Source organism: Chitinophaga jiangningensis, assembly GCF_900142605.1.
Taxonomy (GTDB): Bacteria; Bacteroidota; Bacteroidia; order Chitinophagales; family Chitinophagaceae; genus Chitinophaga; species Chitinophaga jiangningensis.
The window spans coordinates 216177-233058 of sequence record NZ_FRBL01000005.1; the positions used below are offsets into that span (position 1 = coordinate 216177).

General features: G+C 47.5%; 11 protein-coding genes. 5 read left to right on the forward strand and 6 right to left on the reverse strand.

All coding sequences use genetic code 11. The features are described from left to right. Window positions 1-19 precede the first annotated feature (19 nt). Window positions 20-1120 (forward strand): mechanosensitive ion channel family protein, encoded by a 1101-nt coding sequence (locus tag BUB18_RS13825; protein ID WP_073081878.1) that lies wholly within the window; start codon window positions 20-22, stop codon window positions 1118-1120. Between the two features lie 78 nt (window positions 1121-1198). Here the strand turns inward: BUB18_RS13825 and BUB18_RS13830 are convergent, their stop codons facing one another. From BUB18_RS13830 to BUB18_RS13840, 3 genes are all read right to left on the reverse strand, one after another. Then, on the reverse strand, window positions 1199-1717 hold the full coding sequence (locus BUB18_RS13830) for a thioredoxin family protein (protein ID WP_083549963.1): 519 nt from the start codon (window positions 1715-1717) through the stop codon (window positions 1199-1201). An 11-nt stretch (window positions 1718-1728) separates the two neighbouring features. Continuing rightward, window positions 1729-2256 carry a MerR family transcriptional regulator gene (locus BUB18_RS29985; protein WP_245805666.1) on the reverse strand — a complete coding sequence of 176 codons (528 nt, stop codon included), beginning with the start codon at window positions 2254-2256 and terminating at the stop codon, window positions 1729-1731. A 126-nt stretch (window positions 2257-2382) separates the two neighbouring features. Beyond that, window positions 2383-3354, reverse strand: a complete 972-nt coding sequence (locus BUB18_RS13840; protein WP_073081884.1) for a M23 family metallopeptidase — start codon at window positions 3352-3354, stop codon at window positions 2383-2385. A 341-nt stretch (window positions 3355-3695) separates the two neighbouring features. Between BUB18_RS13840 and alaS the strand changes: the two genes are divergently transcribed. Together alaS and BUB18_RS13850 are read left to right on the forward strand one after the other, a co-directional pair. Continuing rightward, entirely contained in the window at window positions 3696-6314 is a 2619-nt protein-coding gene (gene alaS / locus BUB18_RS13845) for an alanine--tRNA ligase (protein ID WP_073081886.1), read from the forward strand. A 159-nt stretch (window positions 6315-6473) separates the two neighbouring features. Further along, window positions 6474-7487, forward strand: a complete 1014-nt coding sequence (locus tag BUB18_RS13850) for a PDZ domain-containing protein (protein ID WP_073081888.1) — start codon at window positions 6474-6476, stop codon at window positions 7485-7487. 131 nt (window positions 7488-7618) lie between these two features. Here BUB18_RS13850 and BUB18_RS13855 read toward each other — a convergent pair whose 3' ends face one another. Further along, complete coding sequence (locus tag BUB18_RS13855) at window positions 7619-8998, reverse strand: aldehyde dehydrogenase (RefSeq protein ID WP_073082746.1); 1380 nt, start codon at window positions 8996-8998, stop codon at window positions 7619-7621. 165 nt (window positions 8999-9163) lie between these two features. Here BUB18_RS13855 and gatB point away from each other — a divergent pair, with 165 nt between their 5' ends. Beyond that, the gene (gatB, locus tag BUB18_RS13860) at window positions 9164-10606 is read left to right on the forward strand and encodes an Asp-tRNA(Asn)/Glu-tRNA(Gln) amidotransferase subunit GatB (RefSeq protein WP_073081890.1); all 1443 of its coding nucleotides are present in this window, start codon (window positions 9164-9166) and stop codon (window positions 10604-10606) included. 64 nt (window positions 10607-10670) lie between these two features. Further along, window positions 10671-11831, forward strand: a complete 1161-nt coding sequence (locus BUB18_RS13865) for a TlpA disulfide reductase family protein (RefSeq protein ID WP_073081892.1) — start codon at window positions 10671-10673, stop codon at window positions 11829-11831. Window positions 11832-12027: 196 nt separating this feature from the next. Here BUB18_RS13865 and BUB18_RS13870 read toward each other — a convergent pair whose 3' ends face one another. Both BUB18_RS13870 and BUB18_RS13875 read right to left on the reverse strand, forming a co-directional pair. Further along, window positions 12028-13650 carry a RagB/SusD family nutrient uptake outer membrane protein gene (locus BUB18_RS13870; RefSeq protein ID WP_073081894.1) on the reverse strand — a complete coding sequence of 541 codons (1623 nt, stop codon included), beginning with the start codon at window positions 13648-13650 and terminating at the stop codon, window positions 12028-12030. A 20-nt stretch (window positions 13651-13670) separates the two neighbouring features. Beyond that, window positions 13671-16805, reverse strand: coding sequence for a SusC/RagA family TonB-linked outer membrane protein (locus tag BUB18_RS13875; protein WP_073081895.1), 3135 nt, complete (start codon window positions 16803-16805; stop codon window positions 13671-13673). Window positions 16806-16882 lie beyond the last annotated feature (77 nt).

Below are 16882 nucleotides of genomic sequence, written 5' to 3' on the forward strand. Positions count from 1 at the left end.
ACATTCTCCTCTCGTGACTATGAAGAATTTTTTGGATACCATTATCCTCGATAACCCGATCAGGGACTACCTGATTTTGATAGGGGTATTACTCTTTGTGACCTTTATAAAGCGCTACCTGTCTAAAATAGTGGCTGCTTTGTTGTTCAAGCTGGTGAAACGGTGGTCGCCGCTGATAGAACAAAAAAGCTTTGTTGAATTGCTGCTGAAGCCACTGGAATTCTTTTTCCTGCTGGTAACTTTTATGTTTACCATCGACCGGTTCAAGTTCCCGTCGGTCCTGAATGTAAACGTATACGGCAAGGCCACCCTGCAACATGTGACTGACACGCTGCTGGAACTGGCGCTGACCATGAGTATCATATGGATCGTGCTGCGACTGATCGATTTCATAGCCCTGGTGCTGGAAAAGAAGGCGGATCAAACCCCGGATATGACGGACAACCAGTTTGTGATATTTTTCCGGGACTTCTTCAAGGCCATCATTTTTATCATGGGGGCCATCGCGTTTATACGGATATTATTCGGGGTGGCGCTGGTGGAAAAGATCATTGCGGGTCTTGGTATCGGTGCGGCCGCCCTGGCGTTGGCTGCCAAGGAAAGCATTGAAAACCTGATCGGCTCATTTATCATTTTCTTTGATAAACCGTTCCGGGTAGGGGATAGCGTTAAAGTGGATTCCTACCAGGGTGCTGTGGAGAAGATAGGGCTGCGTAGCACGCGCATACGTACACTGGAAAAGACTTTTGTGACGGTGCCGAATAAAAAAATGGTGGACAGTATACTGGATAATCTTTCCCTGCGTACCCAACAACGGGTAAACATGAAACTGGAGCTAAGCGGAGATACGCCACCAGAGCGCATTATGGCTATTTTAAAAGATATCCGTGCGATTTTGTCCAACAATGAAAAAGTGCTGCAGGGCTATACCGTGAACCTGCACGACTTTAACAAGGACACTGTACTGATCCAGGTAATTTTCAACACTTACATTATCGATGGGCAACAGTATGCGGCACTTCGCGAGGAAGTAAACCTGGCGATTATGCAGGCGCTTGACAAGCAAGGCATCAAGCTGCCGGGCAGCAGTACCAATGTGGTGTTGCACAATGCATCGTAGTATTTCCGGAAGTAACTGCATAAAAAAGGCTGTATCATAGTATGATACAGCCTTTTTTTATATCGTCAGGTGAGTGATCTATTCTTCGCTTTTCGCAGGCTTATCTCCTTTGCTGCTTTTCAGCAGGATACGGGAGAGGTCCGCCTCGATGGATTCTTTAGGTGCACCTACAATGCGGCCTTCTTCTTTTCCATCTTTAAAAACGATGATGGTAGGTACTTTTTTTACTTTGTAATCAGTAGGCGCGTCGGTATTCATTTTCTGGTCAGCGCCAAACATGGTAACCTGTTCTTCAGGGCTACCACCCATGATCATTACTTTGTAGAGTTGAGGAACTACATCGCGGCTGGTTTGATCCCAGGTACCGAGCACCGCTACCACGTTGAAGTTGCTGCGGTTTGATTTGATATAGTTGAGCATATTATCATTAGGCTGGTAGTCGTTTACTCCTTTATAGAACCAGGTGTAGTCGCTACCGTTCATGAGCGTTTTCATGTCGATCTTTCCTTTCAGCACCTTATCGTTGCTGTTGGATTGAGCCCATGTCAGGGAGGAAAGCAGCAAGCCACCACCTAATAGTAACATTTTTAATCGCATAACCTTGTATTTTATAATTGATCTTTCAGTTCGGTCAAAAAACCTCTAACCTTTAGCAAAGCTTGTACCATTTCGAAATTGCGGGCTGCCAGCTTACGGTCTTCCTTCAGCTTTTGCTTGGCACCTTCGATGGTGTACTTCCTTTCCCTCAGGAGATGGTAGATAAGTTTCAGGTGCTGAATATCCTCCTGGCGGAACAGGCGATCACCTTTGCGGTTCTTTTTGGGTTGGAGTATATCGAATTCATTCTCCCAATAACGAATCAGCGAAGTATTTACCTTAAACATGGCAGCTACTTCACTGATGGAATAGTATTGTTTGTCCAGTGCCAGTTTGTCCAATTCCATAATCAGATCCGGGTCTTCCGAAAATTCTTTCAATGATTTACGCCCTCGCTTCCGGCCATTGCCATTGGCAGGGAGTGCGGTTGCGGAGGGGGCCACCGCCTTCACTTTTACTTTAGACTTGGGTGCCGCCTTATTTGCCGAAGGCAAAGGAGGGGGACTTCCTGTTGCGGAGAAAAGGTCTAATTGGTGCATGGCAGTAAAAAACACGTTGAAAAATATCTTTTACAAGCATGAATTTAGCCAAAATACTCCAGCTTTCGTCTATTTATAGTTCATTAACAATCATATTACAATTGATCTGGATGCAATCAGCAACAATTAGTCGAACGACTGATTTCCTGATCTGGCCATCTTAACGAGGGTTTCGAACTGTTCAGCAGTAAGATCGCTGAAGAAAAAGTATACCGGGTCAACCTTAGTTCCGTTCTTGATTACCTCGTAATGGCAGTGAGGTCCGGTGGATTTACCCGTGCTACCTACCCATCCGAGTACGTCGCCGCGCTTTACTGCCTGGCCGGCCCTTACTTTCATACGGAGCATGTGGCCGTAGAGTGTTTTATAGCCATAGCCATGGCGCACCACCACGTGGTTACCATAACCTACATCACTCAGGCTGGCCTCTTCCACCACACCGTTACCGGTAGCATAGATAGGCGTGCCGCTCGGGGCCGCGAAATCGAGCCCGGAGTGATACTTCATCATCTTATATATAGGATCGATACGGTATCCAAAACCGGAAGCGATATGTTTAAGATCTTTATTGGATACAGGCTGGATGGCCGGAATAGCCGCCAACATCTCCTGTTTATTTTTTACCAGCTTGTCAATTTCATCAAACGACTTTTCCTGTGACTTGATGCGATTGGTAATTTCATTCAGCAATACCGAGGTGGAAGCAATGATTTCACTGCTGGCAAATGATTGCAGCTGTGCCGCCTCTTCATCCGCTACCACCTTACCCATACGGGTGCTGTCAGGAATAGGCTCTGCTTCAAATATCACACGATAAATATCATTATCCCTTTCTTCCAGCGCCGTCAGCTTGGTTCTTACCTCTTTCATACGGCCCTGCAGCGCTTCGTAACGCTCCTTCATCCCGTCCAGATCACGCTGCAACAGCTTTTCCTTTGGAGAAGCAAAAAAACGATAAGCAAAGGAGAGAAATATTGCCCCGGTAACAATAGCCGCCGATACAAAACCAAGGATGCGCAGCACCTTCACCCGCAGCGATACTACGAGCTTCTCATATTTTAACGTTTGAGTATTGTAGAAATATTTAACCTTCTTCATTGCACCAATGGTGTACGTTTCTTACCACAGCTATACGCTGCGACAGCAGATTTTATTACACTAGAGTTAAAACGGATGAATAAATTGGCATATTTTTCAGCCTTTTCCCCCAACTTTTTTACCGGCCAGGCTATCCTGTTTTGAATAATCCTACAGGTTTCAATATTTTTGCACTCCCTGTTTCACGACGGGAAATAAGGCGCACAAACCTAATGTAATTAGATTAAAACATCAACCTTTTGATGTTCAAATTTATAACTAGTTGATATACAGACGTAAGTCTGGCGCTGGCCGACATAGCAATAAGATATAAAATATATATTAATTCGCATCAATATTTTATGACAGCATCTGAAATAAGACAGCAATTCCTGGACTTTTTTGCGTCAAAAGGGCACACCATCGTGCCTTCTGCCCCTATCGTACTGAAAGACGATCCGACCTTAATGTTCACCAACGCGGGTATGAACCAGTTTAAGGACTACTTCCTCGGCAATAAGGTACCGGCGCACACCAGGGTGGCAGATACGCAAAAGTGCCTCCGCGTAAGTGGTAAGCACAACGACCTGGAAGAAGTAGGGATCGATACCTACCACCACACCATGTTCGAGATGCTGGGCAACTGGAGTTTCGGCGACTACTTCAAAAAAGAAGCTATCGCCTGGAGCTGGGAACTGTTGACCGAAGTTTACAAGATACCGGTGGATCGTATATACGTAACCGTATTTGAAGGTGATGCGAGCGAAAACCTGCCAAAAGACCAGGAAGCATACGATTTCTGGAAACAACATATTGCGGAAGACCGCATCCTCCTTGGTAACAAAAAGGATAACTTCTGGGAAATGGGCGATACCGGCCCTTGCGGTCCCTGCTCTGAAATCCATGTGGACTGCCGTCCGGACAATGAAAGACAGGCCGTAGACGGTAAAACCCGCGTAAACAACGACGACCCGCAGGTGATCGAGATCTGGAACAACGTATTCATGCAGTTTAACCGTATGAAAGACAAGTCCCTCGTGCCACTGCCTGCCAAACATGTGGATACCGGTATGGGCCTCGAACGCCTCGTACGCGTACTCCAGGGTAAAACCTCCAACTACGATACCGACCTTTTCATGGGTACCATCCATACCACCGAAAAGCTCACCGGCAAAACATATAAAGGCACCGATGATAAGTCCGACGTCGCTTTCCGCGTAATCGCCGATCACATCCGCGCCATCTCCTTCACCATCGCTGATGGCCAGCTGCCTTCCAACACCGGCGCCGGCTACGTGATCCGCCGCATCCTCCGCAGGGCAGTAAGATATTACTTCTCCTTCCTGGATGTGAAAAAACCACTGCTCGCCGAACTGGTACCCGTACTGGCTGCCCAGTTCTCCCACGTGTTCCCTGAACTAGAAAAACAGGTGGACTTCGTGAAAAAAGTAGTGTTTGAAGAAGAAAGTAACTTCCTCCGTACGCTCGACAGTGGTATCCGCCGCATCGAAGACTTTATGCAGCAAGCTGCCAGCAAAGCCATCGACGGACAAACTGCCTTTGAACTGTACGATACCTACGGGTTTCCATTCGACCTCACCAGCCTGATTGCTGCGGAAAACAAATTCTCCGTGGACGAGAAAGGTTTTGAAGTGGCCATGCAACAGCAGAAAGAGCGCTCCCGTGCTGCTACCAAACTGGATACCAGCGACTGGGTAGTACTCGACGAAACGCCTGATGTGATCTTCGTTGGCTACGAAAACCTGGAAGCAAATACCAAACTGCTGAAATACCGCAGCGTAAGTGCCAAAGGAAAAGACCAATACCAGCTGGTACTCAGCAAAACGCCTTTCTACGCTGAAAGCGGCGGACAGGTAGGCGATACCGGTACCCTCTACTTTGATGACGAGATCATTCACGTGACCGACACCAAAAAAGAGAATAACCTGATCATTCACTTTACTGATAAACTGCCTGCAAACCCGGCGGCACATGTAAAAGCTGTGGTAGCAAAAGAAAAACGCCGCGACACCGCGCGCCATCACTCTGCTACCCACCTCCTGCATGCTGCCCTCCGCCAGGTACTGGGTACACACGTAGCGCAGAAAGGCTCCCTCGTAAATGCAGAAGGTCTGCGCTTCGACTTCTCCCACTTTGCTAAAGTAACGGACGAAGAACTGGCACAGATCGAAGCAATCGTCAATGAAAAGATCCGCGCCAACATTCCGGTAGTTATTAAGGAACTGCCTAAGGAAGAAGCCCTGCAACTCGGCGCAATGGCCCTCTTCGGCGAAAAATACGGAGATGTGGTACGCGTGGTGGTGATAGACCCTGCCTATAGCGTAGAGCTTTGCGGTGGTACGCATGTAGGCGCTACCGGCGAACTGGGCTTATTCAAATTCGTATCCGAAGGTGCTGTAGCCGCAGGTGTACGCCGCGTAGAAGCAGTTACCGGCGCTGAAGCCCTGGCATTCGTTAACAACCAGCTCCAGCAACTGAAAGAAGTAAAAGCTGCCCTGAAAAATCCTAAAGAGATTGTGAAGGCAGCGGAAACACTGGTGCAGGACAAAGCTTCCCTCGAAAAACAGGTGGAAGCCCTGGAAGCAGAGAAAGTACGCCAGCTGGGTAATGAGCTGAAATCAAAAGTTCAGTCCATCAATGGTATCAACTTCCTCGGCCAGGTAGTAAGCGTAAACAACGCCGAAGGCCTGAAACAACTGATCACCCAACTGAAAGCTGACCTGCCGGATCACCTGCTTGTATTTGCTGCCAACATCGCCGGCAAAGCAAGTGTGGCCCTCGCCATCGATGAAAGTCTCGTTGCCGGCAAAGGATGGGAAGCACCTAAGCTGATCAAGGAACACGTTGCTCCGCTGATCAAAGGCGGCGGGGGTGGTCAGAAATCCTTCGCTACCGCAGGTGGCCAGGAAACTGATAAGCTCGACCAGGTGATCAAAGCTATCCAGCAGCTCATTAACTGATTTTAACATTTACCTTATAATGCAGGGCGGACGCGTAACAAACGTCCGCCCTGTTTACTTTTGGTCGCATGAATCCGCTGATTCAGCGGTTTTAACTTTTCCTTAGTTTACTGGCTTATTAAATTTGTTGGCGTAAATTAAATTTAAATAGAACAGCATATGAGCAAGTTACTGCAAACATTATCTATTGCAGGTTTCACCTGCTTCAGCCTCTTGACTACCACCGTGCATGCACAACAGTCAAAAGACAAGCTGGGAGAATTTGATGAAATCATCATCAAACGCAAAGGGAATAACGACGGCAAAGTAACCGTAGAAATCAAAAACGGGGAAGTATTGGTAGACGGGAAAAAAGTAGACCAGTACAATAGCCCTGACATTTCCGTTTTCAAACGTAAGGTCACTCCAATGGACGGCAACTCCCTGGGGATGGGCGGTTCCATGAACGGATTCAACTTCTTCAACGATAATGATGACGCGGAGGAAGGAGATGGACCCCAGGTATTCAACATCAAACCTAATAAAGCATTATTAGGCGTAATAACTGAAAAGGAAGAAGCAGCCGGCGTTACGGTGAAAACAGTTTCTCCTAACAGTCCTGCCGCCAAAGCAGGTATCAAAGCAGGTGATGTCATCACCCGCGTTGACGCAAAAAAAATTGCCGAGCCTAAAGAGTTGTATGAAACCATCGGTACTTACGACCCGGGCGACAAAATAACCATCACGTACACACGAAATAAAAAAGAAACGCAGGCAACCGTTACCCTCGACGAACGTAAGGAGCAAGGCGGCATGGAGCTGCTGATGCCTTCCCCTGATCGCAACCGCGGCGGGTTCTTTAACTTCCAGGGACCGGAAATGAATGATAATTTCTCCTTCCGCCGCGGAGGCAGCAATCTTCGTTTAGGCTTGCAGGTAGAAGATACCGAAGATGGCAAAGGTGCTAAGGTTTCAGATGTGGAGGAAGGCTCTGCTGCTGAAAAAGCAGGGTTCCAAAACGATGATATCGTGACTGAGTTTGGCGGAACAGCTGTAAAATCAGCCCGCGACGTGGCAAATGCCTATCGTTTTAACCAGCAAAAGGCAAATATAACGGCCAAGGTTATACGAAATGGTGCATCTCAAACGTTAGAGGTGAAGATTCCTAAGAAAATTAACAAGGTTAATTTATAGTGTGCAAAGGGAAAGGCTGCCGGTTGGCAGCCTTTCTTATTTAAAGTTTGTTGATTCCCTGCATTAATTTCTAAAGTGGCCCCGCGCGCAGGGCGTAACCGCCCAGATGACACCCAAGGTCGCATCTCCATCTACATAATCTTCTTCAGCAACTTCAACTTATTCTTAAACGGCGGATACTTCGTTGGCACATCCAGCCAGGTACCCGTTTTCAACACACTCTTCGGATGTGTAAACGTTTCAAAGCTGTACCTGCCATGATATTGCCCCATCCCACTATATCCGGTGCCTCCAAACGGCATTTCAGGATTGGTTAAATGCACCAGTGCATTGTTGATACAGCCACCGCCAAAGCGTACCTGCTCAATTAAAGCCCTTTCCGTTTTCTTACTTTTTGTAAATACATATAATGCCAACGGATAAGGAAGCTTACGGATAGCTGCTATCGCCTGATCCAGCGTTTTATAAGGCAGGATGGGTAATACCGGCCCAAAGATCTCTTCCTGCATTACCGGGGCATCCCATTCCACATCTGTCAGCAGGGTAGGGGCTATGTATTTGCTGTTGCGGTCCGTTTGGCCACCATGGGCAATATGGCCCTGTTCCAGGTACTTTGCCACCACGTCGAAACGTTTTTCATTGATCATCCGGGCATAGTCGGCGCTGGCAGCAGGGTCATCTCCAAAAAACTCCCTGATAGCCTGCTTAAGGGCATCCGTAAAGGCTGCCTGCACATTTTCATGTACCAGTATATAATCAGGTGCCACGCAGGTTTGGCCGGCATTCCAGAATTTCCCCCAGGCAATCCGTTTAGCCGCTACCGTTACATTTACCTTTTCATCCACTACGCAGGGCGATTTTCCACCTAATTCCAGCGTTACAGGCGTCAGGTGCGGCACCGCCATCTCCATAATCTTTTTACCCACCGGTATGCTACCGGTGAAAAAAACATGATCAAACCGGTACGACATCAGCATTGGAATCACCACACCGCCATCTCCCTCCACAATGGCTATATAGGCTGGATCAAATGTTTCCTTTATCAGTGCTGTTAGCAGGGCAGATGTTGCCGGAGCCAGTTCAGAAGGCTTGAGTATCGCGCAATTTCCCCCGGCAATGGCGCCCAGCAGCGGGCTGATTAACAGCATAAAGGGGTAATTCCACGGGGCTATAATTAGCGTAAGGCCCAGCGGCTCCCGGTATACCCTGCTGCTACTCGGATACGTCACCAGCGGACTGGTCACCACTTCTGGTTGCATCCACTCTTTGAGGTGTTCCAGGATAAAACTGATTTCTTCATATAAAAACCCCACCTCGCTGGAATAGGCTTCCATCGGATGCTTGTGTAAATCCTGATGTAACGCGTCCAGGATGCGGGTTTCGTACTGCTCAATGGCCTTCTTTAACCGCTTCAGCTGGGCTTTCCGGAAATTATATGGCAGGGTAGCCCCCGAATCAAAATATGCTTTCTGGGCTTCATACAACTCACCGGCCTGGGTATTACTGATCATAGGGATGAATTTAAACTTTTTGATATAGCCGAATTTACCATTTTCCGGGCAGGAATTTGCCCGAAAACACAGCATTATTTGAATATATTTGCGTTAATCAGCAAGCAATTATAGTGGTGATTTGCTTTCGATTTTATTTTATTGGAATTTTTAAAATGTCACCTCTTGGATTACAGTAAATACGAAACCGTGATAGGGCTTGAAGTGCATGCCCAGCTGCTGACAGAAAGCAAACTATTCTGCAGCGACAGTGCCGCTTTTGGCGGAGCCCCTAATACGCATATCAGTCCTATTACCATGGCTCATCCGGGTACATTACCCCGTATGAACAAAAAAGCCGCCGAGTATGCTATTAAGCTGGGCCTGGCCTGCCATTGCGCAATAGAAAAAGATAACTACTTCGCACGCAAAAACTACTTTTACCCTGATCTCCCCAAAGGTTACCAGGTTTCCCAACATACAGCGCCTATCTGCAACGGCGGATACGTACGTATCACCACCGATGCGGGCACACGCGATATCAAACTCAATCGCATCCACCTCGAAGAGGATGCTGGTAAGCTCCTGCACGACCAGGACCCTGCCTACAGCTATGTAGACCTGAACCGCGCCGGCGTGCCCCTTGTAGAAATTGTAAGTGAGCCGGATATGCATACCAGCGAAGAAGCCTATCAGTACCTTACCGAATTACGCCGCCTCGTGCGCTACCTCGGCGTTTGCGACGGCAACATGGAAGAAGGCAGTATGCGCTGCGATGCCAACATTTCCATCCGCCTGAAAGGAGCTACCACACTGGGTACCAAGGTGGAAGTGAAAAATATGAACTCCATCCGCAACGTGAAACGTGCGATTGAGCTGGAAGTAAAGCGACAGGTGGAACTGCTGGAAACCGGCGGCACCATTGTGCAGGAAACCAGGAGCTTTGATGCCGCTACCGGCACCTCTTTCAGCATGCGCTCCAAGGAAGAAGCCAATGATTACCGCTATTTCCCCGAGCCTGACCTGGCGCCATTTCACCTCAGCGATGATTTCATCAACGCTATCAGAGCCACTTTACCGGCTTTACCGGAGGAACTGATTCAAAAATATATCACACAGTATAACCTGCCTGAATATGACGCCCGCGTGATTTGTGATGATAAGTCCACGGCGGATTATTTTGAGGCATTGATCGCCACCACCAGCCAGTACAAAGCGGCGGCCAACTGGCTCCTGGGACCCGTAAAGTCTTACCTCAACGAAAAGGGGGCCGACATCTCCGCGTTCCCGCTGCAACCAGCTGCCCTGGCCAGCTTGATCGCGCTGGTAGACAGTGGAAAAGTAAGCTTCTCCATTGCTTCCTCCCGTATCTTACCGGAAATGATCAGCGATCCTGCCGAGCCACTGGAAATCGCTACCAGACTCAATCTCATCCAGGATAACAATGCCGATAACATTGCGCCTATCATCGATGAAGTGCTGGCGAAATACCCTGACAAGGTAGCCGCCTACCGCGGTGGTAAAAAAGGATTACTGGCATTGTTTGTGGGAGAGGTCATGAAGGCCTCCAAAGGCAAGGCTGACCCGCGCCTGACCAATGAACTGCTGGCCGAAAAATTGAAGGGTTAAGGCCAATCCATGAATTTAACCTAATTTGAGGGCTTGCAGATAATGAAACTTAAAAACTGATTGCATGAAAAAATACTTCTTATGGCTGTCTGCCGCCGCTTTCCTTGCAGGTTGCGCCGGTCAGCAGCAGGAAAAGGGAGAATTCAAGATTGACGGGCAACTGACCAACCTGCCTGTTGGACCTGTAGTACTGGAGCAGCTTAGCCTCACAGATATTAAAGTGGTGGACTCCACCAATGTTAAAGATGCCGGTGGTAAATTCAGTCTCAAAGGCATGGTGCCGGAGCAGGGCCTTTACCGCATCCGCTTCAGCAACGGCAAGTTCATCATCCTTTCCCTGGATGCCGGTGATATGAAACTGGAAGGTGACCTGGATAACCTCGACAACCTGAAAGTAGAAGGTTCTGAATCTACTGCTGAACTGCACCAGTTCCTGGCCAGCATCAGCAAGCAGTCCATCGCGCTCACGGAAGAAATGCGCACGCTGGATAGCCTCCATAGCATCAAAACTCCGGATAGTATCCTCCATCCGAAAGTGGAAGAGCTGCAACGTAAAGAGAAAGAGTTCGAAGAATACTTCTTTATTACTGCCGATAAAACCAAATATCCTGCAAATGCAGTGTTTGCGATCAGCCAGGTGCGTGACGCCGGCGAAATCCTCGGTCACAGGCAGGTGCTTACCAATATGCAGAAACGTTTCCCTGAGAACACACTGGTGAAAAGCCTGGTAGGGAAAGTGGATGAAATGGAGAAAATGCAGGGCGCCGGTGGCGATGCCGCAGGTGGTGAAGAACCGTCAATCGCTGTTAAAATCGGTGAAACCGCTACTGATTTCACACTGCCCGATACAAATGGTAAAATGGTGAGCCTGAGCTCATTCCGTGGAAAGTATGTGCTGGTGGACTTCTGGGCCAGCTGGTGCGGACCTTGCCGTGGCGAAAACCCTAATGTGGTAAAGGCTTTCCAACAGTATAAAAATAAGAACTTCACCATCCTGGGTGTTTCCCTGGATAAGGACAAAGATAAATGGGTAGAAGCGATCAAACAGGATGGCCTGGCCTGGACCCAGGTGAGTGACCTGAAATTCTGGGAGTCTGCAGTGGTGACTACCTTTGGTATCAACGCCATTCCTGCTAACTTCCTGATTGATCCGCAGGGTAAAATTATTGCGGCTAATCTCCGCGGTCCTGCACTGGAAGCTAAACTCAGGGAAGTACTGAAATAAATTTTTTATATAGAGATGTAAAACTCCCGGTGGAAATTACCACCGGGAGTTTTTTTATGGAGATAGGAAAGCACACGAAGCGAAGTTGTTACGTGTTGCTCTATTAAAGCAAGAAGGGTGTACCGCTTATCACGGTACACCCTTTCTCGTTTACTGATTATTATCTATTAATTCACTATTAAATACAGTGTAACCATTAGTAACCAGGATTTTGAGCAGCTTTCAACGTAGGGTTGGAAGCAGTTTCTGTAGCTGGGAAAGGCCACAGGAAACGGTAATCTGAGTACTCGATGGCAGCAATACCGGTAGCTACTGGTGTTGTTTTATTTACATCGTAGTCAGAACCGTCAATTTTCAGCGCAGCAGGATCCACTTTCGCAGGGATACCACCTTTACCATATTTTGCATCCAGCGCCAGGCGGTGGAGATCAGGCCAACGACGACCTTCGGCAAAGAATTCCACACGACGCTCATTCAGGATAGCCAGTGTCAGGTCAGTAATTGTACCAGGCATCACATCCGGCAGATGAGAGGTTTGATCAGCTTTTGCATTGGATCTGTTGTGTACTACCTTCAGCAGGTTATAGGCCTGAACATTATTACCTGTACGGCTATACGCTTCCGCAGCGTTCAGCAATACCTCTGCATAACGGAGGATTGGCGCCCAGTCGCTTCTGTTTGCATAATCGGTGTATTTAGCAGAAAATACATATTTCGCCACATCAGCAGCACCTGTTTGTCTGATCATCAGTTTTCTGCGATCATCATCCGCCGCAAAGAACTTAGCGTTATACAGGTTAGGACTCATACCAACAAGGCCACGGCCGCTGGTACTGGTTGGTCCGAACATTGGAGCCAATGCACCGTTCACATCACCGTTAGCAGCTACGCTGTTGGCGATAGAAAATACTGATTCCGTGTTGTTGTTATTACCATAGCTGGCGAAAGGCGCAGTTACATCAGCAGCCAATGCATAGGAATTGATGCTGCTGGTAGGAGCAGGTTTATCAGCACCCAGTTTGGCAGCTTCCGCAATAACACCTGCATAATCCTGCATGTGCAGTTTGATCCTTGTTTTCAGTGCAATGGCAGCACCCTGGGTAGCTTTAGAGAATGCTCTGCTGGTAGCGCTCAGATTCTTTTCAGCAAAATCCAGATCAGTCAGAATCTGAGTATAGTCTTCAGCTACTGTACCTCTTGGCATACTCAGGTTTTTCTGAATTTTATCCACTGTATTGGTAGCAAGCGTGCGATAAGGAACACCTGCTTTAGCACCATTTCCGTCAGCATAAGGGCGGCAGAAATGAATCAGGAGCTCGTGGTGCGCCAGGGCACGGAGGAATCTTGCCTCACCTTCCAGTTGAAGTTCTTTACCAGCGCTGATAATGCCTTTCGCAGCCGCAGCCTGGATACCTTCAATAAACACGTTAGCCTGGTTAATCAGCGAGTAAAGGTTTACCCACATGGCCACGTTGTTGGCGGAGGTAGTAGAATATTGTGCCTTGTAAGTGATCTCGTAGAAAGTAGCGAGGTTCACCATGTCTTCGCCACGCATTTCATCCTGCTCAATGGCAGCAGCACCAAAAGGATAACCACGACCTGAATAGGTATCATTGTAGCTACCTACGGTAGCAGCGTTGTACACCCCGTTTAATGCCAGCTCGATATAAGAAGAATCTGTGAACACCACATTTTCATCCACCTGGTTTTTAGGCTTCAGCTCTGTGAATTTGGAGCAGGAAGTCAAGCCAGCCACAATACCCGCAGCAAGCGCCAGACCTACATATCTTTTATATTGATACTTGAATATATTTCTCATAATTAGTTTTTTTCAGAAGATTACAGACCAATGTTTACACCAACTGTATAGGTACGAGGAACAGGAGAAGTATTGTAATCCAGACCTGGCTCGATGTTACCTGCCTGACCGGAAACGTTGTAGTTCAACTCAGGATCCACACCAGTGTATTTAGTGATAACGAACGCATTCTGTACCTGTGCGTAGATACGAACATTGTTCAGTTTTGCGTGCTGTATCCACTCTTTAGGGAAGGTATAACCCAGGCCGATGTTCTGTGCGCGGATGAAGTCACCTTTCTCCAGGAAGCGGCTGTTCAGGTTACCATTCTGCAGAACGAAGTTGTCAGAACCCTGCCACAGTTTTGGTACATCTGTTTGCTGACCAGGAGTAGTCCAACGATTCAGGATCTCTTTACCGTTGTTTAGGAATTTCTGGTTGTTCAGTGCTTCCTGACGAGTGATGTTGTACACTTTGTTACCACCTGCGAAGGAGAAGAATACGTTGAAATCAAATCCTTTGTAAGAAACAGTGTTATTCAAACCGCCATAGTAAGTAGGAGTAGATTTACCCAGGAAACGTTTATCCGTTGCAGTTAATGCAGCTGCAGCCTGTGATACGTCTTCAGGATGGGTTGGATCGTATTTCTTGTACTTGCTGGTAGCGATATCGCCCTGAATGGTAGTACCGTCAGCTTTCAGCCACAGTGGGTTACCATTTGCAGGGTTTACACCCTGAGAAACATAACCGTAGAACTCACCGATGGTACGACCCACGCTGGTTACGTTGTAGTTCTTAGTGATGTCCTGGTTGTTAACCAGTGCCTCAACTCTGTTCTGCACAAAGGTTACGTTGAAGGAAGTAGTCCAGGTAAAGTCACCTTTCTGAATGTTGGTAGAATTTACAGAGAACTCATAACCCTGGTTGTACATCTTACCTACGTTGAGGTTGATCTGGTTAGGAGCGCCGGCACTTGGAACACCCAGAGAAGGTGCAACAGGAGCAGACAATACCATGTTATCGATATTATTTTTGAAATAGTCAGCAGTTACAGTGATACGATCTCTCAGCAGGCCGAGGTCGAAACCGATGTTAACTTTCTTACTGGTTTCAAAAGTCAGGTTAGGATTGTACACGTTGTTGTAAGTCAAACCACCGTTAGCGCCGTATACGGATGCTTTGTAAGAACCAACATATGGATATGCACCAATGTCTACGTTACCCACTTTAGCCCATCCACCACGGATTTTCAGGTTGCTGACAATATTGCTGATGCTGCCACCTTTGAAAAAGTCTTCTTCAGACAGTCTCCAACCGGCGGATACACCTGGCAGGTTTGCATTCTGGTGGCCCGGAGGCAGTGCAGAAATCGCATCTCTACGGAAGGTTCCGGATAAGATGTAACGATCTTTATAGGAATAACCTACGCGTGCAAAAGTAGATCTGAATGCTCTTTCCACGATTCCACCACCAGATTTCTGTGTAGTGTAACTGTTAGAGATCAGGTTATTTTCACCGAAGAAAGTACTGCTCAGGCCATTTGCCTGGCCATAGAAGTATCTTTCTCTGCTCTTCTGAATCTCCATACCGGCAACCGCATTGATGTTGTGTTTACCGAATGTTTTATTATAGGAGATAGTGTTTACCCAGTTGTAACGGAAGCTGGGGATTTGTTGCTGGAATGCATAACCACCGCTGCTTTTACCATCACCATGGATTGGATTCCAGTATTGGTAATCTTCACCGCTCAGCAGGTTGATACCTACGAGTGATTTCACGTTCAGTCCTTTGATAACTTCTACGTTTACGAAAGTATTACCAGTGAAGTTCAGGTTTTTATTTCGGTAGATGTTATTGTCCAGTACATATTTGATGTTAGTGTAGTTGTCTGCAATGTTCACCAGGTTAGCGCCGGCACCGAGCAGGTTCGCTGGCTGGTTGATATTGTAGGTGCCGTCAGGCCACATTACAGGTACGTTAGGCAGTGCACGCAGTGAGTTGGTGATACTACCGGACAGGCCTGTAGCGCTGGTATTGAAACCGTTGTTGGTAACGTAAGAAACCGCAGAGTTAACACCCAGGGTTACGATATCCAGTGCTTTCTGCTCCACTTTCATGCGCACCTGGTATTTCGTCTGGTCGTTACCAACCAGCATACCTTTCATATCTGCATATCCGAGAGACACGTAGTAGTTAGTGTTTTCGTTAGCGCCACTGATAGAGAGGTTGTGATTTTGCTGGAAACCGGTTCTGGTTACAACATCCTGCCAATCTGTATCGTAGTTACCGTTACCACCAGGGATGGGAGTAGGCTTTGCCGGAGCAGCTTTACCTGCGTTAGTATATTTTTCGTTTGCGATAGTGATGAATTCATCAGCATTCAGCAGATCGAATTTTTTAGATGGGGAGGCAGAGGCAAACCATGAATCATAATTCAGTTTTGCTTTACCTTGTTTACCTTTTTTGGTAGTGATGAGGATTACACCGTTTGCAGCGCGAGAACCGTAGATGGCAGTTGCAGAACCATCTTTCAGAACTTCCATGCTTTCGATATCGTTAGGGTTGATATCGCCCAGTGGGTTATACGGGGTAACACCACTCTGGTCGCCGGTCATGATAGGTACTCCGTCAATAACATACAGAGGATCTGTACCAGAACTGAGGGAGTTTGTACCACGGATGCGTATACGTGCAGGTTGCCCTAACACACCGCTTGCTACAGTGGCTTGTACACCTGCTACCTGACCCGCCAGCTGACGGTCGATTGCGGGAGCTGCTGTATTTTTCAACGCAGAGCCATTGATAGAGGCGATGGAAGCAGTAACGTTTTTACGCTCCTGTGTACCATAACCTACCACCACTACTTCGCTTAATGCTTTCTGATCGCCTTCCAGTAACACGTTTACGGTAGCTTTACCAGTCACGTTTACCTTCTGCAATAAATAACCAACAAAGGAAAACTCCAATGTTCCAACTTTTGCATCTACAGGAATCTTGAACTCACCAGTAGGAGAGGTTAATGTACCGATATTGGTACCAGGGATTTTTACAGTAACGCCAGGAAGTGGTGAACCATCTTTTGCATCGGTTACCTTACCTGTGATCGTTCTGGATTGCGCCAGTGCCTGGAAGACACTGAGGACCGCGAGCAGCCCGAGGAATAATCCTTTCTTCATAAGCAATTTTGATTAGACAATAAAAAGTAAAACGTCCGTAATTGGTTGTGGTATAGGCATGGCATGGCCCTTAGACA